13 protein-coding genes are annotated in these 19945 nt (G+C 34.3%); all 13 read right to left on the reverse strand.

What is annotated here, in order from left to right; all coding sequences use genetic code 11:
- Positions 1 to 2912, reverse strand: a 2912-nt coding sequence (locus BCR22_RS04950) for a pectate lyase-like adhesive domain-containing protein (RefSeq protein ID WP_141706535.1), incomplete at its 3' end; no start/stop codon positions are given.
- A 557-nt stretch (positions 2913 to 3469) separates the two neighbouring features.
- On the reverse strand, positions 3470 to 4144 hold the full coding sequence (locus BCR22_RS04955) for a winged helix-turn-helix transcriptional regulator (RefSeq protein ID WP_069653876.1): 675 nt from the start codon (positions 4142 to 4144) through the stop codon (positions 3470 to 3472).
- A 403-nt stretch (positions 4145 to 4547) separates the two neighbouring features.
- Entirely contained in the window at positions 4548 to 6221 is a 1674-nt protein-coding gene (locus BCR22_RS04960) for a YfhO family protein (RefSeq protein ID WP_069653877.1), read from the reverse strand.
- 18 nt (positions 6222 to 6239) lie between these two features.
- The gene (locus tag BCR22_RS04965; RefSeq protein WP_069653878.1) at positions 6240 to 6974 is read right to left on the reverse strand and encodes a hypothetical protein; all 735 of its coding nucleotides are present in this window, start codon (positions 6972 to 6974) and stop codon (positions 6240 to 6242) included.
- 17 nt (positions 6975 to 6991) lie between these two features.
- Positions 6992 to 7966 carry a DUF5067 domain-containing protein gene (locus BCR22_RS04970; protein ID WP_069653879.1) on the reverse strand — a complete coding sequence of 325 codons (975 nt, stop codon included), beginning with the start codon at positions 7964 to 7966 and terminating at the stop codon, positions 6992 to 6994.
- Positions 7963 to 10557, reverse strand: a complete 2595-nt coding sequence (locus tag BCR22_RS04975) for a YfhO family protein (protein ID WP_069653880.1) — start codon at positions 10555 to 10557, stop codon at positions 7963 to 7965. The genes BCR22_RS04970 and BCR22_RS04975 overlap by 4 nt, the downstream gene beginning before the upstream one ends.
- Before the next feature lie 77 nt (positions 10558 to 10634).
- Positions 10635 to 11300, reverse strand: a complete 666-nt coding sequence (locus BCR22_RS04980) for a hypothetical protein (protein WP_069653881.1) — start codon at positions 11298 to 11300, stop codon at positions 10635 to 10637.
- A 19-nt stretch (positions 11301 to 11319) separates the two neighbouring features.
- A complete protein-coding gene (locus BCR22_RS04985) occupies positions 11320 to 12414 on the reverse strand; it encodes a WxLIP family cell surface protein (RefSeq protein ID WP_069653882.1) in 1095 nt (364 codons plus the stop codon).
- A 60-nt stretch (positions 12415 to 12474) separates the two neighbouring features.
- Entirely contained in the window at positions 12475 to 13308 is an 834-nt protein-coding gene (locus BCR22_RS04990) for a WxL domain-containing protein (protein WP_069653883.1), read from the reverse strand.
- 28 nt (positions 13309 to 13336) lie between these two features.
- Positions 13337 to 14128 (reverse strand): WxL domain-containing protein, encoded by a 792-nt coding sequence (locus BCR22_RS04995; RefSeq protein ID WP_069653884.1) that lies wholly within the window; start codon positions 14126 to 14128, stop codon positions 13337 to 13339.
- A complete protein-coding gene (locus tag BCR22_RS05000; protein WP_069653885.1) occupies positions 14118 to 14441 on the reverse strand; it encodes an LPXTG cell wall anchor domain-containing protein in 324 nt (107 codons plus the stop codon). The genes BCR22_RS04995 and BCR22_RS05000 overlap by 11 nt, the downstream gene beginning before the upstream one ends.
- A gap of 13 nt (positions 14442 to 14454) precedes the next feature.
- Positions 14455 to 17568: a hypothetical protein gene (locus BCR22_RS05005; RefSeq protein WP_167351506.1), complete on the reverse strand. Its 3114-nt coding sequence runs from the start codon at positions 17566 to 17568 to the stop codon at positions 14455 to 14457.
- A 673-nt stretch (positions 17569 to 18241) separates the two neighbouring features.
- Positions 18242 to 19354 (reverse strand): tyrosine-type recombinase/integrase, encoded by a 1113-nt coding sequence (locus tag BCR22_RS05010; protein WP_069653887.1) that lies wholly within the window; start codon positions 19352 to 19354, stop codon positions 18242 to 18244.
- Positions 19355 to 19945 lie beyond the last annotated feature (591 nt).

A 19945-nucleotide genomic window follows, 5' to 3' on the forward strand; every position in this document is an offset into this window, starting at 1 on the left:
GTTGCTAATCCTGAATCTGCTGCTTTTATCGTCAATGTTACTGGATATGCTTTAGGTCGAAGATTTTCAGTCTCATTCAATCCACCAAAATCAGTTATTTTTATCAAAGAACTGATATCTGTTTTCTGCCCATCACTAATTTTGTAAGCTCTTGGTTGACTATGCTCAAGGATATAGCTTTTTAATTGATCATCGGATAAGTCACGAATGTCCTTATACGGTGCATTAAAATCAGAACCGTCTATTACTTTATTCACTGTAAGTTTTGATACGATGGTCGTCCCATTGCCTGCTTCATCGAATAAATCCACTTTCACTGTATGTTCGCCAATTTGACTCATAAAGCCATCGACCATTGATTGTGGTGTTTCAGCATTAAATGCATACGTGAAGTTTTGTGGTGTTGGATTGGAATCAGTCGGATTTTTTACGAATTTATCTGCTGGTGGTGTTGGGCTGTTCAACGCAACCTGATAGTTGACAGATTCTCCTTCGGGCGGTGTTTTATCTGCGACCGTTTGAAGTGCATAGCTGTCTTTACCATCTAACCAAGCGTATGCTTTGATTTTTTGGCCTGCTTTTAACGTCACACTACTTGGTAAATCAAATGTAAATTTCCCATTATTATCGGCGATCGTATTAAATTTACGTGCATCTCCTTTTATAGGAGAGGTAACAGTAGGTGTTGTCAATAGGATATCTGTACTTGGATCACTTTCATCCGTTACAAGATAAAAGAGCATCAGTGCATTATTATTGACCGTTCCCGTTAGTTTTTGTCCACTTTCCAGTGTCTTATTGTCGCTTGGTTGGTCAAATCCTACAAGAACATCTGGAATATAGTCGTATACAATTCTAGAAAAATTCTCTGTCCGATAATTATCTACAAAGCTTTTCTGAATAGCGCTAGTAATACTATTTCCTACTACACTTGTTGTAGTAGTACCATTGTACTTGATTGACATACCATACATTGGTATCCAATGGAAAGTTGGCGTTGCTTGGCTAGCATCTGCTTTACTCCAAGCAGAAACTGCTTGGATATCCGCAGTAAACGTACCTGGATTTGTCATATTAATCAGATTTACGTTAGTATTGCCACGTGAGTCCAAATCAATTTTTTGTGCGTTTGAAAACTGGAATGTCGTGTTACTACCAAAATCCAACATATTCCTTACGCCTGTACCATCTTTTATCACAGACTCAAATGTTCCTTTATCACCAATGATAAAGGATGACCCACTTCCACCATAAATCATTGAACTGGTAGAGGCCCCTTCATTAGTAGAGATGAATTTCGTCACACCTTGGTCTTTTACTTGGAATTTCGATCCCGTTGAAAGATCCAAAAGACGACCAGTTCCTCCGTTTTTGTTCAAGACGAGACTTCCTTTTTGGGCGACATCAAATTTGGCATTTTGCCCCATAGAAATAACCGGTGCTCCAGTGGTCATTTGATTGGCATTGATGACCATCTCTGCATTATCTCCCACATTGATTGCTGAATTTTGTTGAAGCATGAATCCTGCACGAGAGTAGGTATTGCTAATAGGACCATTGATCGTTACATTGAAATTACTACTGTCTTCAAGATTGATACTCGTCGTCCATTGCGATGTCGCTGATAGATAACCAAGACGAACTGGTACACGTGTCGTTCCATCAGCCGTTTCAACATTTAAAGCAGCATTTTCTCCGATATCTATTTTCCCGCTTCTTTGTACACTGATAACGGATGGAAGACTTCCGCCTGCTGTTCCCCAACTATTTGTTTCTCCACCATTTCCTAAAGTTCGAATCGTGGCTGTTGCATTCTTTTCCATGGTTAGAGATGGTTGTATAGTAGCGACAGGGGCATAATCAGACATATAGCTACCTAAAATTACTCCATCCCCATTTTCTACTTCAATCGTAGTGGTAGAATTTTCGGCAAAAATTAAAGTATGAGACTCTAATCCTGATTGATTAGGATTAACAATAGATACTACCACTCCATCAAAAGACTGATAGGTTGTGGCCTTGGATTTAATATTATTTACCCCTTCCAAACGTATTATTGCTTGAAAGCTGGCCGTAATCTGAGATCCTGTATAATTGATATTTCTGTAAGTAACAGTTGATCCCAAAGCATTGGTTCCAGTCATAGAAAAAGGCCCATAATAATTACCACCGTACATATTCAGATTATCAACAGTAATCGTTTTACTCATTGGATTATTTGCCCAATAGTAACAATAATTAATAAAATCAACAGAGTACCCATTACCCAAAACTACATAACTAGGCCTGTTCGTATTATTAAGTAAAATATCTAAACGGCTACTACTAGTATTTCTAAATGAATTTTGGATATCAATAACCGTTGCTGTATTTCCACGTATTGCAGCATCTAATTGACTCCAATTACTTACCTTTGCAACATTTCCAATGTATACGATGACGTCACTACTCAACGCACTACCTGTTCCTGACTGAGTCGCCGGTACTGTTAGCGTTAAATGAAATTCTTGCAAATCATTCGATGAAACGGTCTCTAGTCCCTTTAAGTCAGATACTTGGATACTGTCTGTGACATCCACTACAGATCCCCCGGATAACCCGTATGCTTTGGCACCTGTCTCTTTGAGAATCATTTGTTTGATTGCGGCAATATCACCATTGTAACCTTGGATATCTGTCATCGTTTTTGCTATATTTTTAGCAACAATTCCCGTACCATTCGCAGTAAGTTCATAGGCTTCAATATTTTTCATTCTTGGTTGTGCTATCTCTGAAACAGTTTGTCGTAAGCTAAGCGTTTCATTGCCCTCTTTAGGTGTATCTGCTTTGATCAATGACGTGCTCATAGATAAGTACATACTTACTACTACAATAAAACTTGTAAGTAAAAATACAGTTTTTTTCCTTTTCATTTGATTCCTCCTCTCCTATACGTGACATGATCATTCTTAAAAAAAATTCACCTCCTTACGTTGTAGATAATGCCTGTCTTATGTCACTTGGCACATATTTCTGTTAAAAAGAGCTCCTTGGATATATACTAATAAAATAGATAATTCTAATTCATGACATGCTGTTTATCTGCAGGCAGTACAACGAAAGGAAAAAATATTATGGCCAATCACCAAAAAATAAAATGAAGTTTACAGAAGTAAAAGCAAAACTTTAGAACAGGAAAAAACTATTCTAAAAAATGACTACCCTATTCACACCACATGCTATCAAAGACTAATTGCTATTTTTTTTCTTCACAAGGAAGAAGAACTGAACCGCTATGCTTTTTCTTAATTAGAAGTAGTAAAACCTAGCTAGTTTAGCTATATTGAAATTTTTTTATACTCCTAGTAGACCGTTTCCAACAATTGATACGCTTTCCCAAATTTAAAAGTAGACATTTCTTAGCAGTTTCAGTAACATACCTTCTTTTTTCTCTTTATTTTATCGGCATTTATCTACCTCTATCTCTTAATTACTCCATTTCATTCTCTTTGATTTTTAGCATATATCCTTTAGAACGTGTAGTCTTTATATCGAAATTTTTACTTTTTTTCATTTTATTCCGTATATGAAATACTGTATTCGATATCAAAAAGGTGTTGCTTTTAGGATGATTTTTCCATACTTTATCCATTAATTCTTCGTAATGAACGGTCGTATTCTTGTTTTCATACAAAATATTTAAAAGTTCAAATTCTTTTTTAGTTAAAGAGATCTCATCACCATTAATATATGCTGTTCGATTCTTCTCATTCAAGAATTTTTCTGAAGAATGGTTTATTTTTTCTGAAATCCTACCGTTTAATCTAGAAAATGTATTTTTTATGATAATTGATAATTGAGGTAAATTCGCTGTTGATATCACTACATCATTAGCTCCTAAACTCATCATCATCATCTGCTCATGTTCCAATTCAACTTCTGAAAAAATCCAGACAAATAAAGTGGGTGTTGTTTGCGACGCAATTAACCAATCAATAACACTAGCTATTTGATCCTTTATTTTCATCACTATTACTAATCCATCCAATTGTTGTAACTGTTCTTTTTTATCCACAGTGCTTACACAACAATTTTCTAGCTCTAACAAACTATCCAGCATCGCATCCGCTTTTATTTCTTGTTGTATTATTCCTAGATTCAACATATAATATATCGTCCTTTCATATTTAATTCTCTTTTGGTTCTCAGATTCCTTTATGTATCATCTTTTATCGCAAAGATAACGGAAGAAATTCTTGCTTAGATTCCCCTGCACATTCTCGCCATACACTATCTATTTTTAGGCAAGAAAACTGAGTTTTTTTTCATAAAATTTTTATCTATTTCTTTAAGTTTTTTTACTTTTTCGGAGGTCTGTTTACTAGGAAATATCAGAATACTAGATTAAACTTACTTTCATAGTTTAAGTAGTTCAATCCGTGAGTATTCTGTATTTATTTTATTTTTTTGACTTTCTCAACGATTGTCTCCATTTATTATGTTATGTCTAATAGTTCAAACCTATTTCTTTTTAAACAGAATTAAATCGATTATAATTGAAGCGATTGTCACGTGCGCTGATTATTGTCTTTGTGATTTGTCACCTTAGGCAAGATAACAATATAAAAGAAAAATAACATTAAACTAACTAAGCTTATCCATCGACTTACTTTTTGAATAATTGTTCCTTTATACCACACCAAAACTGTACCTTTTCCTTTTACAGTAATTTGTACTAATCCATGCATGTTAGTCCCTTTATAGCTTTCTGCATCTTCAACTGCTTTTTCTGTCCCGTTCACCTCAGCTACATATCCTTTATAATAAAGAATCGGATAAATTAGCCTCGTGGAAGAACTTACATTATAATGTAAAAAGAAAGCATTATTATTTCTAGACATATTGGTGATTTCAACATGATTTTGTGGTTCAGATAATAAACTCGTTGGCGTCGCCCAGGCTTCCATGCCACTTGGCAAAAATTCCTTTCCATAACCAAGCGAATTTCCATCCAATTGCTCGAATTGTTTAGCTGTGGTTGGTCTGAACTTATTTAACTGTAGTTGATTTTGAAGATTCAATCCAATCGTTAAAAGTAATAATAAACCTATCAAGGTAGTTCTAGTTTTAAAAGTAAGTTTATTTACCTTAACCAGACTATCTGCTACAAACCAACAAACTAAAAATGTTACAATTAGGAAATAGCGCCAGGGAAACTGAATAGCGTTAAAAAATGTGCCATGGAATAACGCATGTGGAAAATAGCTCGTTGCTAAGAAAAAAAATAGTATCGCAATAAATAGTAAGCGTTGATTTTCTTTGCTTTCTTTTTTTAAGTAAATCAGACCGATTAGCAATCCTATTGGAATGAGTATTCCAATATTATTATATCCAATGTTATTGTAGGCAATTGACAAATATTCTCCTATAGATTGCGCTTCTTTGGCAAGATAAAACATCGATACATCCTGCATACGCAATCTTTGGAATAACACTTGTTCTAGCATTGGAAGATAAACATCTACGCTCAATAATGCTGCCGCACCTGTTGCTAATACTAAACGTAGTAAGCGGGACCTATCCTTGAACAAGGGTCTAATAGAAATTAGGCAATATACTAGCAAAAAGATACAAGATAAAAGGGCACTGAGTGGATGACTATACACTAGCCCCGTCATACCAATAGCAAGTATCCACCATTTTTTTTTGTCTCCATATATAATTTGATAAATTCCTACATAGACTAAAGGAAAAAACAGAAAGGCTAAACTTTCTCCTATTGCAGCTCTATATAAGACATCGCTCATCCTATAAGATGACAAACCATAAATAACAGAAAATAACAAAGCGCCCCATTTTGATTTGTTCACTGAATAAAAACAATTATAGGCAATAACAAACGTGATAAAATTTAATAGTATCAAATATAATTGATAACTTGTTACAACGGAAAAACCAAAGTATCGTAAAATCGCTGCTGGATATAAGAAAAGTTCAGGATAAAATATACCTGTTGGATAACCCATTCCTTCGGCTAAAAAATAATTGATTCGAGGTAAGAACTCACCTGAACTAATTGACTGCGATAAGCCCTCAATCCTAGCTAAATGAAAAGCAAGATCGTCTCCATTAAAATATGTTGGTCCTTTTAGCCATACCCAGTAGATACTAAACACACTCAGGAACAGAAAAAGACCGTAAGTCCCAAAAGTAGTGAATAATTGTTTAGTCTTATTATTCATCTCAATTCGCTCCTTTTGTTACTCTGACTCAATAGTAGTATTCCACTCTGTTACTTTACCACTAGCGTTATAGAATAATTTTATATTTTTCATTAAAGGGGATTCCGATTTACTTTGAGGAAATAGACTAACTGACTCCATTTTCCGTTGTTCATCTTGCTCTGGATAATTTTTAAGCGCACTGTTTATCTTTTCATCTCCTTTAGATAAAAAGATATTCGATGCCATCTGTTTACTTATATCAGCTAAACAAGCATAAAATTTGGGAGATTCCGAAGCAACTGTTGTGATAGTGACTTGTTGATTTGTTGTTTTTACTATTTCACTTTCCGTGTTTACTTTGTAAGTCATTTGAATGACGGATCTGACTAACTCTGGTATCGTTGACGAACCGTAATAAGTGGTCTGATCAACTATTAATATGTCTTCTTTTGCGATAATATCGTATGTTGTCATCTGCTTTTCATAGTCTTTAAAAAAACTAGTTTCATCTAATAGTTTATTAGATATATCATAAAAAGAAGACAATGACACTTGAAATTTATCACTTAATATTTTTGTTGCTTCTTCCTTTGAAGACAACTTTTTATAGTCGTATACGCCAAAAGGTTTAGTTCGTTTACCTTGCCATATAAGTTTCTCTTCTTTAGAAGAAAGTGACGTTTTTTCGTTTTTTTGATTGGTACAGCCAATAATAACTGTCAGGCACAATCCTAAAAGTAATAATTCAATAACAAGCTTCATCTTCGTCATCTACTTTTCTCCTATCCTTATTTCTGAGGTAATTTTAACGCATATTCATTTTGTTCACTTTGTATGCCTTCAGCTAAAGTCAGTGAGATAGTGGCTTGACCATTCACTTTATATAGCAATACCCCTTCTTTGGTCTCACCTTTTGGTACAGAACTTTCCGTGCTATCTTGTAAGCGAACAATATCATAATTTACACTATCTTTCGGTAAGATTGTTTCTGTTAACACTTTCCCAGCTTGGTTCAACTCAATATCTTTTACCCACACATTTGCAAGCTGAGCTTCTGGTGTTTTATTTTTATAAGAAAAACGTAAAGCAACTAACTCATCACCATCATTTTTCAATGTACCCAAACCAATAATATTGACCTCATATTCATCGGTAGAAAATGAAACTTCATCTTTTTTTGATTTTTTAGCCTCTTCTTCAGCTTTTTCAGCACTATAGCTAACTTCTTTCACCGTTTCAATGGATTCATCAATTATTTTCACTCTATCTTCGTACGAAGAATCTTGGGCGGAATAATAAAGAAACTGTATAACGGCATGTTCTGTAAAAATGCTATAATAATGAGCCCACACTTGTTTGCTGTTAAAAATAGTTTCAAAACTATACTTGAAGACATCATTTCCATTTATTTCCTTTTGAACAAAATAAACATCTTTTTCATCCTGATATCCATTTTGAGCAGCTAAATCTTTCCTTGTTTTTTCACCAAACCCATCTTTTTTAATGTCATCTTTTGAGACAATCACTACAGCCATATTGGAATTACTCACTGTATCTTCTGCACCATATACTGCCTGGGTTCCATAAAGCGATTTAAAATCTGCTTGTTTCTTCCAACTAGAAGGTAAACGAAAGCTATATGTTGCTCCTTTTCCTTCCACTTTGGTCGTTTCATCTGATAATTTGTTGCTATTGCATCCTACGACTAGAAAAAGCATAATTAAAACTATTCCACTTATCAGTATCTTTTTATTATTTTTCATTCGTATTGTTTCCCTCTCTTTTTCCAGAAGTAACTGCTTATAAATATACAAACACTTATACAACTTATTCCAGCTCCTATAAATAAACCGTTAGGGTAATAGATCAATTCGATACTGTGCTGGCCTTTAGAGATAGGTATGCCGATTAATCCATTTTCAAATGATTGAATTTTCTTTTTTTCTCCATCGATATAGGCTCTCCAACCAGAATCATACGCAATTGTTGTCAATAGTACATCCTCTGTATCAACTTTGACATTTCCTGATACACGATTTTTTTCAGCTTTAAGTGGGACACCTTTTTCTTGGATTCCCTTTGCCGATTGTTCAAACTTCTCAGTATCGATTAATAGAACATCTGGTTCGGGAAATTGAACAATTGCAGAACCGTAAAATGTAAGTTTTACATGTACTAACGCCGCTTTTTCATAATAGCCGATGTTATAGTATTGTCCTACCTTACTCATTTCATAATTGGAACTCTGACCTTGCACTGTGATCTCGGTATTAACATCTTTCATCATTGCATTGTTTTGAGTATATAAACTAATATACGCTTGGCTATTTGCTGGTACTGAAACGTCCCATTCAATAGTCATATTTTTTCCTGGTTGCTCTTGTGAGTACGTCACATAATTATTTTCACGAGTGACAACCGTATTTGTCGCTACTTCATTATCGAGACCTGTCAAACGGATATACTCCTCCTGTTTTCCAGATAGATAATTCCATAAATCAGACTGATTAGAGACGTTCTCTTTATCGTATATCCCTTTATCCGTCAACATGCCCAAAGGTAATGCGTACTTATTCTTGTATAATTGATAATTACCAGCTTGTGTTTCCTTTTCATAGCCAAATAGTAATGGGTCTTTTTGACTTACTATATAATCAACCCCTAAAAAGCTGTCCATTAAAAGGGTATTGTTTATAGCCTGTATTGTTAAGTTCGTTCCCTCAGAACGATACCCCATTTGTGCTAGATAAGACAGGGCACTACGATTACGTATTGAAGAAAACTGACTAATCCCGCTATACCCTATGTTAAACCCTTCATTTAAGCTAATTGGATTTAAATTGATCATTCGTTGAAATGAACCCGATGCTGCCATTTTTTTATCTGCTTGATCCACTAAGCCTTCAATGTCTTTATAGTTTTCGCTATACATTGTACGCTCGGGAAATCCCCAATCTTTTGCGATACCAGCGACCATTTGTTTCGTATTGACAGTCATTTCAGCGATGACACAGAACATTAAGAAAAGAATCAAAATGTTCTTCTTTTTATTTTCTAAACGTTGCAGTAAATAGATACCGACTAGATAAATGAGACAAAAAAAGAGTGTCCACAGCACATTTTTCGCTTGTATATAATCATATCTTTTTGGATTCATTAAAAAGTAAGTGATTAAAAAAAGAGTCATAGTACCAATACTAAAGTTAATAAAAATAGATAAATTAGTTGATCGCCATTTTTCTATAACTTGTAGTGTCCAAAAACAAATCATGAAGGATAATAAAAAACTAAATCGAAAAAGCAACATATTAGGAAAATGAAATCCATGCCAGAACAGATTAAGCGGATAGATATACACACTAAGTATGAGCAAACCAGCTAACAAAGCATTTCCTATTTTTTTACGTTTTGATATCTGCGGACTGAAAAAAAAGAATAGCCCTAAAAGTAGCGGCAATATCCCCACAAAAATAAAAGGGGCACTTTCAAACTTCGCTGTATCATATGATCCTACAAATTGCTTCACTATCAAATCCCAGCCACCAATATCTGGTGTAATCAGTTGATTGATTGGAGAAAGCGTCTCTCCATTTGTCCGAAGATCAATAATTGATGGTAAAATAACGACCATAGATGCTCCACCAGCTAGTAAAGAAGTAATAAAATACGAGAGTATAGATTTTTTATACACTGGATAGCAATATACGCGTAAAAACATATACAATACAGAGAAAAAACCAACGATAAAACCAAAGTAAAAATTAGAAACAAATAACAAAGTGTAGCTTATAAATAGTAAAAAAGGTTTTTGTTTTTCTTGTATTCTATTAATCCCCCAAATGACTAGCGGAAGATAAATTAATGCATCCAACCACATATTGATAGGTGAATACGCTACGCTGAAACTCATTAATGCATAACAAAGACTCACTGCTAAACTAATCCATTTTTTTACAGAAAAATTGTGTTGTGAATAACAATAAAAACTGCCCCCGATTGCCCCAAATTTTAAGAGCGTTATCAAATATAGCGCTTCAGGCATGTCTACTTTATCAAAGAAAACAACGATAAATGTAAATACGCTATTTAAATAATAAGCCGATAATGACCAAAAATTCCCTCCTAAAGCGCCTCCCCAAGTATAAAAAACACTTTGCTCTCCTATTAATACATCATGAAAGTTCGAATAAAAATTTAATAATTGAGGATACGCATCACTCGCCAGCATAGTTGTTTTACTTCCCCAATAAATTCCATTCTGATAATATACCCAACCCATAATGACTATAGGAAGCAAAATGCTTAGAAGAAAAATACATACTCTATATGCTGATTGCGGATTCGCTTTTTTCATAATCTGCTCCTTCTATTTATTCATTACTTTACTTAGATAAAATCGAAAAGAATAGTCGATGCTACTCTTTTCGATTGTCAATTTTGTTTTTTTACAGAATCACTACTGATCCCAAAGGTTTCAAAAATTTCTTTTTGTTTTTTTTGTAAAGAAGATATATCTGTTAAAAACCCATCAATCCGTTTGCTATCATTTAATTGAGCCGTTGTCTGTCCGTATAAATTGGTGCCCAATTCTGTCGCTTTTTTATAATAGTTTCTTAGTTGTTGTTGTCCATCTACGCTCAAAGTTGTTGAAGGCTGTCTTGACGTATATGAGACCAACATACTCAACATGTCTTTCAATTTCTGTTGAGATTTGTCTACATCTGAACCGGATTTAATATTCGATAACTCTGCTTTTACTTCTTCTAACACGAAATAACTTTGTGAGATTATCTCTTTATCATCTGCATTTAGATGCAATGATTGATAATAGCGGCCATATAGCCCACCACTTAATATAATCAAAGAAATAAATAAACAGATTGACAGCTGAATAATTTTTCTAGTTCTTTTTTTGGAAATATTCGCTAATTGTCGTTTTAGTTTACGACGTTTTTTTTTATTTTTCACTCGCTTTTTTGATAGAGTCTTCCATCTTCTAGTTAACTGAATAAAAGAAAGTAGAAAAAATAAGGCTAGTACAAATAACAGAACTGCACTTGATATAGAAACAACTATAAACCAATCTAACCCCGACATCTACTTTCGCTCCTTACGACTATCTTATTTTCTTTCGTTTATTCGTTTTCTTACTTTTGCTTGACTTATTTCTTTTTTTATTCTTTTTATTCTTTTTAACAAAATAAATAATGAGTGAAATTACTACGAGTAGAACTACTCCACCACCAACGATTAGCAAAATAAATTGCCAATTGATTCCTTGTTCTTGAACTAGACTAACATCTTGCTTATTGTATTTATCAGCATCCTCTTGTGTAATTTCAAAGTCTTGTTCCCATTCCCACTTTTGATCACCGCTTGTTACTACCGCATGACCTGTATAGTTACCAGCTCTCATTTCATCTCCGTTTAAAAGCAACGGAAAATCAATCATTGACGTAGGAGCTATTTTCATATCCGTTTTTTTTGTGTCATATAAAATATCTTGCGATCCTTTTTGACGAATATCAAATTCAACACTCACATCTCCAGTAAAAGCCATTGCCGTATTGCTAAAATTCAAAAAAACAGCATTTCTATAATTAGAAAGTCCTGGATAAATCGAATTAAACGTAATCTCAGATGGCACTTTTGCATCACTTTCTGATAATAAAACACCTACAAGAAATGCGTATCTGTTTGTTACGCCAGATTGTGCTTCACGTTGTTTTTTTTCTTCATCGTTTTCTTGTTGCTGTAGTTGAATTCCTCCAGCAACAACCCCGTCAAAAGATTTTTCCGGCATCTGAATCTCGATATCAATAGTTTTACTTTCTCCACCTGCTAACGTCACACTTTTTGGAACATTTACAATAGTGTCAAAATCGATTACCGCAGACTTGTCCTTTTTAATTGTGTTAGGACCATATTCAAGTACTCCGTTACTATTTGTTTTAACAGCGTTACGCTTTACTTCTACGGTAACGGGTTGTGTAGGCGATGAATTTGTCAATTCAATTTGAACTGTTTGTTTTTGATTTGGTAGCATTCTTAAATCAAAATATCCAGCATCTGACTGTTGATTTTCTGGATGTTTGACTTTATATGTAAACGAACCTGATTCTTCTGCATTTGCACTCATAGGCAAATAGAAACAAAAGCAAATGGCAATAAATTTTACAATAAAATATGTGTATTTATTTTTTTTACGCATAGTTTCTCTCCTTAAAAAAGGGTGCTGGTTCGCAACCAGCCCCCCATAATAAATTCTTTTTTACGCAGGTGTATCTGACATAGTCCAAGTAATTTCGGCTGTATAAGCACCTTCTTGAATTACAGCATTTTGTGAACCACGTGGAATAGTTAATTGGATAGATTTAGCAGAAGTATCTTGTGCAGCATCAGAGTTGTATTCACCCCATAATAATGACCATTCACCATATCCTGTTGTAAACTGTGGTGCGTTAGCTGTATTTACGTTTGATACGATTGGAGTTGATGCATCTCCTGTAACGACTGCATTTGCGTTTAAGCCTGCAGTAGGAGCCAATGAAGCTTCAGTTCCTGTTTCAGCAACCAATCTTGGATTTGTATAAGTTATTGTTGCTCCGTTTAAAGTAACAGCTGTATTATTAGTCCCTACAGTTGCTGTAAATGGTTTAGTAATTTTTGCCGCAACTTCATAGGTATGATCTAGTGCTGCACGTGTATCTTTAAATTTAATGAAATTCGAGTTTTTTATCTCACTTGTAGTTCCAGCATTTGCTACCCATGTGTTCGCCCAATAGGTTTCAGCATTTGCAGCGCTAGCCACGATTGAATGCTTGTCAAAGTCCAAGTTAGTTACATAACTTATACCAAAAGGGCCTACTTGTGTAGTATTACCAGCTGAACTATCTGTTAAAGCTCCAGATGCATTGCTTCCGCCATTACTACCCCCTGGTGGGTTCGTTGGGGTTGTACTTGAAGAAGTTGACGTACTAGTAAATTCGATTTTACCTTTCCCTGTCAAGACATTTCCATCTGCTTTTACCACCTGTGGTGCTAAAGCCCCGAAACTTATTGCTGTAACAAGTGCAGCACTTGCTAATTTTGTTGAATTTTTCATTCTTGTTTCCTCCAAAATGTTTTTTTATTTATGGCAACTCGGCAATTATCCAAGTTAACACCGTTGAGTAATTTCCAGCTTGAATCGCAGTGCTTGCTGGAATGGTTAATTGTATAGCATCATTCTCATATATTTTCTGGTTTTCGAATGATGGGTTTGTTTCTATCTTATTATCTTTACCGCGCTTTACATTTAATGTATTCGCTTGTTTGAGTGGATTTGTTTCAGATGCACCGAAGCTAATGCTCCACGTTCCCATCCCTTTTCCTGGCTCTGCTTCAGCTAGAGGATAGGTATCACCAATATTGTTCATAACAATGGTCTCTTTCGAAACAGAGGGTGCATATGCTTGACCCAAAGAAGAATAAGACCATGCTTTATCAAATGACAATGTTGCGCCTTTTAAACTAGCATTAGCTTTTGTATCATCTCGAAACTGATGTTCTTGCCGAACTAGCAGTGACCATCCAGCTTGCGTATTGCGGTAATCTGATACTTGAATAAAATTCGCCCTTGGTCCAGATCCTTGATGTAGTAATTGAGCATCTGCTTTGGCAGCCATTGTCTTTCTTGAAACCCTTGTCTTTCCGAAATCAAACGACGGAACATAATCGAGTCTTAAAGGTCCTTTGGTAGAAATAATCTCTCCAGGATCAACGATTTTCGTGTGGTCTTCTGGATCCAACACGCCTTTATTTGGATCTCCTCCAACTAAAGTAAGTGATGCACCACTTTCAACACCATACGAGACAATCGGATTTAGCATTACTCCTACAAAGATGGCCACAACCACTTTTATGCTAGTTAGATTACTGTTCATCTTTGTTTTTCTCCTCTCTTTTTTTTCGTAAAAAGAAAATAAAAAGAACGAAAACAATAACAAAAATACCGATCTGTATTACTCCTTTTAAAACGACTTCCCCAGTACTGGGGAAGCTTGGTTTTTCGTTTGATTGATCTGGTACGGTTGTGCTACTTGATGAAGTATCCGAAGCAGTATCAGAATATAATTGAATAACGCCTTTCGTACTTACTGAGCCATCTGCGTGAACAGTGTTACTCGAGAAATAACTAGAAAGTAGTACGAAACTTAAAAATAGGAAGAATAAATGTCTTTTCTTATATTTTTTCATCCTTGTTCTCCTCTCATGGTTCATACGTATCTGAGATCGTATACGTTATTTCTCCTGTATAGGCTCCGATTTTCGCAATATTTGCAGGTGACGTCTCAAATTTGAATCCACTACTCTCTTTAGTACTGCCCCATTCTGAACTGATATTAAATTTTCCATAGCCATCATTTTCAGACAGAATTTCTTGAGCTTCTGAAGTAACAGTAAATTCATCTTTGTTAGCAGGTTTGTATTTTAATGCAGTTGGTAAAAGAACTGCCACTCCAGTATCACCTGCACTTTGAATCGGTTTTGTTAAACTAACCTTTACAACCCATTGATGATTTATACCATCTCGCGTATCCGCTATAACTAAATCGCCACTTACTGAGGGGTCATCTACACGAATCAATTTTTTAGGATTTAAAGTCTGTACATTAAAATCGATTACATCTGGAATAGAAACTATTTGGAGAGAGCCACTTAGATTGACTATTAAACTTAAGGAATCTAAAGCATCACCTGTTGCTGAAGCAGAAGAGTCCATCCTATAGATAGCTACAGAGAACGTATTATTTCCATACTTCAACGTTTCAGTTGGCACGTTAATAGAAACTTCTTGGTATTTGCTAACAAGAGCATCGTTTACGATTTTTTGACTTGCAACGGTCTTACCACTCGCATCTTTAGTAATAAGCAAATAGTTTCTATTGGCTACACTTGTTTGCCAATAAATTTTTTGAACTAAAACATCGCTCATCGTAGATTTATCTAAACTCTCTGTTTTTTGCTTCACTACTGAACTGCTACTCCAAGATAGAACTGCATCCACAACTGTGACCGTTAAATCGATCTGTGATAATGGATCACTTGATAATTTTCCGTCTGCATCCAAAGTATACATAGCGATTGTCAGCTTGTTCTCGCCAATCATCAATTTATCTGCTGGAATCGTCACACTTTCCTGCAACCAGCTATTATCTCCTGTTGAACTATTCGTTGCAACTTGTTGGTAGATAATTTCTGAACCTTTTTTGACAACTACTTGGTATTGTTTATTTTTGAAAATCGTTTGCCAATAAAAGGTCTCATTAAGCGCTTCTTTAACTGGACTAGCTAATTCTTCTTTTTTTGTAGTTACAATATCATCGGTTTGAAAAGAGAGATTTGCCTGCTCAGTTACTATGTTTCCAGAAACGGTCAGCGTAAGTTTGATGGTTGAAAGAGCATTGCCCGTTTTCGCCCCAGCTTCATCAGTTGCATATATAGCAACTGAATAGTGATTGATTCCACTAGTTATAGCACTCGATGGTATTTCTAGCAATTCTTCTTGATAGATCCCTATAGACGCTCCATTTGTGATAGGTTGGGTTGTTACAATATCCCCTGTATCTGTATTGGTCGTCACCATGACATATTGTCGGTTTTCTAGTGGTGTTTGCCAATACACGTTCTTAGAAAAAGCTTCTGCAATTGTAGCGCCTTCTACAGATTCATTCTCTACGTCCGTTAGCTTATCAGTCGTCCAAGATAACTGTGCTTCTTCTAGGATTTTCACAACCTTAATGGGTATCGTGATTTCTCCTACTAGTCCAGTTTCTTTACTTTTGATTTGAACAACCGCGCTATCACTGCCTTCGGTCGAGAAGGTTTTTGTCTCCTTAAATCCTACTACTTCAACTGTATCATTGGGTACTACACTACTTAAGTTTGTCACTAAATCTGTCGCTTTTAAGTCCTCGGTACTTGATCCAATTTTTACAGTTTGCGGGATTGGATCTGCAGTTGGAGCTGGCATCTTAACTTTAACTATTCCGGTGGTTGTATCAGTTGAATCTGAATTTTTTGCTGTAAAAGGGAAGCTGAAGTAACCTGTTGTCGTATCGTAGTACTGTAAAAGATCAGGATTCGTTCGATCAATCTGGTATTCCGATGAATAGGTAAGAACATTGTCGCCTAATTCTTGTAGCAAAGCTTTGCTTAAGGTCATCTCTAAAGTGCCATTAGGTTGATTAACAATATCACCTATTTTTTGTGTAATATTATTCCCATCTTTGTCAGAAACTTTTATGTTATCTACACTTTGTTGAATACCCATTTTTGAAACATCTAAAGTTATTTTTAAACTATCTGGATAGAATGAATCATCTGACTGTTTATATAACGATTGAGTAAAATCGATTTTTGCAGAAAAGTTATTTGTATCATCGTTTGTACTATTTAATGCATTTGGAACTCCATTAGATAGTGGGATTAACATATTAATTCCACTCGGTAAAAATGCAGCTGTATTTTCTGTGACGTTAGTGAATTTTGTCCCATTGGGATAGGTACCACTATATGATGACAATCCGTAAAATAAGTGTCCGATTTCACTCGGACTGTATATATAGTTATATTTCGCCTTCAATGGTCTGCCTGTCAAGACAAGATTAAATGTATTACTAATAAGATCTACACCAATATATTGAGGATTCAACGGGTTTGAATTCCCGTCTTTTTGTACAAATAAATTACCAATACCATCTTTCGAACCGAACAATTGATACAATGCATAAGAATTGCCTGATTGGCTTCCTAATAATCTTTGTTGAAAAGGAAAAACAAATCTCACTTTAGGATCAGTAATTTCCTTTCCTTCAAAATCCTCAACCCATATTTCATATATAGGATCACTATTGCTAGAGGAGACCGAATTACCAGTTGGATATGGCGATATGTACTCCCCGTCCCCATCTGACGCGACAAGCATTCTCATCCTTTTATTGCTTTTAAATGCAAGTGTCATTGGTTTCCCTTTATAAAATCCAGAATTAGCTACTCTAAATACGGATCCGACATCATAAGTTGAGGCCATGCTAACCTTTACTTCGCTTTGACCTTCTGGTGTTACTGTCAAATCGTCTTTACGACTTTCCCCCATGTACTGTATAGGAATTGCATCTTTGAAATTTACGTTCTCATTTCCTCCGACAATGTTCCCACGAAGATCCAGTTGAGTTACGTCAGGAGATTGTAAAATAGGAACTACACCTGGACTAGCTTTAATCGTACTATTACTTATTTCCAAATAAAAAATTAGTAGTGGAGATATTATGAGTAAAAATCCTAACAACAGTTTATATATTTTCTTTTTTTTCATTTTCATACTATTCCTTTCACGTAAAGACCTTTTTAACTCCGTTCGTCTCACTTCCCCATTGAAAAGGGAAGTAACAAAAGCTTTCTATCCTTCCATTTGATTCAGGTTGTTTTAATGTATTGAGTTTATTTATTAATCTCTCTTTTAAGGATTCTGAATGATTTTTTTGTTTGCTCTAACTGATAATTTGCTATTAATCATCTTATACCTGTAAATCCTCTACACTCTTTATTTTATTTTTAAAGTCAAAAAAAAACTGCTATTTAGCTAGATAGTGTATAATTGAGATAGTTTATTCCTTGTCTATAACATTCGTTGTCGATCTCACTATTTTCTCTTTTGGATTACTCGTCTCTTTTATGTCTCATATTTGTAATCTTTATAACTACTATTTCAGGAAATCATATGATAATTATATGATTAGCTTTTCCTAGAATTTTATATACCAAGAAAAAATGACGTACCACTAGTATAATAAACATACTATTAATACAATTGACCATTAATGACGGCTTAAAAAAAAGGCACACACAAAAAAAAGGCACTTTTTTTTCAGTACCTTTTAAATATTTTTTATGATAGCGAAAAAAAATTATATATTTACCTAAAAAAGAGGTAAACGTTATCATTTTTTTGCAAAGTTTAATTGTGTTATACGAAAACACTCGTTTTTTTATTCTTATTTAGATTTTGCTAACTCCATCTTTTCAATTACTTGTTGTCGACTTTCAAGTAAAGAATCTGTATAAATATCTAATGTAGTTTGTGTGGAGGTATGTCCTAATAATTTACTTACCGATGCAATATCCCCATTTGATTCTATACATCGTGTCGCGAATGTGTGACGTAACTGGTGAAAATGAACTGAATTAATGCCGCATATCTCGCGTATTTCATGGAAATAATACGTTAACAGCCTTGGCTCACTTGGTGTTGATTTGTTTGAACAGACATATGCACCTGGGGCCTTCTTTCTCCATTTTTTTAAATACTTGTACAGACTAAAACTGATAGGCACAACTCTATTGGAACTTTCTGTTTTAGAATTATCGAATACCAATTGCGTTTTTTGATTTTCCATTTCTAATGGAAGTCTTTGGAATGTTTGATGAATATGAATTATACGTTGATCTAAATCAACATCTTCCCAGCGAAGAGCAGCGATTTCTCCAATACGCAGCCCAGCATTTAATGCCAAAAGAACTGGAAGACCTTTGTATAGAGGTAATGTTTTCGCCTTTTTCTCTAAGCGTTCTTGCTCTTTTTTAGTAAGAGCACTGGCTCTGTTCTTTTTCTTTTTAGGCAAACGGATCATCTGACAAGGCGTTTGAAGAATTCGCTTTTGTTCAACGGCTTCTTTTAATGATTTTTTTAGGATTTGGTATAAAACATGGATAGTTGTTGACTCTAGATCACGCTTTTGAAATTCTTCGATTAATTCTTGAATTTGATTAGTTGTAAGTTGATTGAGGGGTGTTTGTCCAATAACAGGAAAAATATATTTTTTTAATTTATATAGATAGCTAGTATAGGTAGAGTGCTTAATGAGACCTTGTTGTTGTTTTAACCATATTCCCCCCCATTCTTCATATGAGAGTGTACTTTCTCCATGTAACTGTATGATAGTTTGATATTTAAGTTTAAAACTATAGAGACGCTCTTTTACTTCTCCATAGGTTTTTCCGTATATATATCCATATTGCAATTGGCCACTTTCTTTACGGCCTTTCTTATAGCGTCCTTCCCAGCGTCCATCTTTTCTTTTATATATATTCTCGCCTTTTCTTGACATTTCTTTCTTCCTTTCTCTGACGGCTTATTTGACGGTGTATAAAAAGCTATAAAAAAATCCATGTATATCAACTTTTTTTCAATTTTGTATAAATTAAATTAAAAAAAGACTTGTTTTTTTGTATGGTTTTTCCTATAATGAATATAGAAAACATCTTATCCTTCTTGGTATATAAAATACCAAGATTTTTTTATTTTTATACGCTGTTTAACTAATTAATTAACACCTGTTATTTTATTTAGTTTTTATCATTTCAAAAAAAGTGAATCGCATTTTTTTATACTTCATTTTACAAGTATAAATATACACCATTCTGAATTTTACAATCTTTTATACGGAAAAAACTAAAAAAAAAAAAAACATTTTTATGCTTTTTTAAAAAAATAATGAATCAGAAACGAGCACTTTCGAAATAAATTTTATTGTTATTTAAACAAGGAAGAAAGATTCTTTTTCATTTTTTTCCACCTATGAAAATCAAACAAATTTTGCAAATAAAAAAAGAATATTTTTTAAACTTAAAAATATAAACAAAACGAAATTATACAATCATTTCATCTGAACGCATTTTTAATAAAATCACTGTTTCTA

Origin of the sequence: Enterococcus plantarum (assembly GCF_001730295.1) — a bacterium.
Lineage (GTDB): Bacteria > Bacillota > Bacilli > Lactobacillales > Enterococcaceae > Enterococcus_L > Enterococcus_L plantarum.

What these genes read in the sequence shown, in the direction of transcription:
- BCR22_RS04955 (WP_069653876.1), bottom strand. Translation starts at nt 4,144, where the DNA reads ATGTTGAATCTAGGAATAATACAACAAGAAATAAAAGCGGATGCGATG.
- BCR22_RS05005 (WP_167351506.1), bottom strand. Translation starts at nt 17,568, where the DNA reads ATGAAAATGAAAAAAAAGAAAATATATAAACTGTTGTTAGGATTTTTA.
- BCR22_RS05000 (WP_069653885.1), bottom strand. Translation starts at nt 14,441, where the DNA reads ATGAAAAAATATAAGAAAAGACATTTATTCTTCCTATTTTTAAGTTTC.
- BCR22_RS04975 (WP_069653880.1), bottom strand. Translation starts at nt 10,557, where the DNA reads ATGAAAAAAGCGAATCCGCAATCAGCATATAGAGTATGTATTTTTCTT.
- BCR22_RS04980 (WP_069653881.1), bottom strand. Translation starts at nt 11,300, where the DNA reads ATGTCGGGGTTAGATTGGTTTATAGTTGTTTCTATATCAAGTGCAGTT.
- BCR22_RS04990 (WP_069653883.1), bottom strand. Translation starts at nt 13,308, where the DNA reads ATGAAAAATTCAACAAAATTAGCAAGTGCTGCACTTGTTACAGCAATA.
- BCR22_RS04995 (WP_069653884.1), bottom strand. Translation starts at nt 14,128, where the DNA reads ATGAACAGTAATCTAACTAGCATAAAAGTGGTTGTGGCCATCTTTGTA.
- BCR22_RS04960 (WP_069653877.1), bottom strand. Translation starts at nt 6,221, where the DNA reads ATGAATAATAAGACTAAACAATTATTCACTACTTTTGGGACTTACGGT.
- BCR22_RS04965 (WP_069653878.1), bottom strand. Translation starts at nt 6,974, where the DNA reads ATGACGAAGATGAAGCTTGTTATTGAATTATTACTTTTAGGATTGTGC.
- BCR22_RS05010 (WP_069653887.1), bottom strand. Translation starts at nt 19,354, where the DNA reads ATGTCAAGAAAAGGCGAGAATATATATAAAAGAAAAGATGGACGCTGG.
- BCR22_RS04970 (WP_069653879.1), bottom strand. Translation starts at nt 7,966, where the DNA reads ATGAAAAATAATAAAAAGATACTGATAAGTGGAATAGTTTTAATTATG.
- BCR22_RS04985 (WP_069653882.1), bottom strand. Translation starts at nt 12,414, where the DNA reads ATGCGTAAAAAAAATAAATACACATATTTTATTGTAAAATTTATTGCC.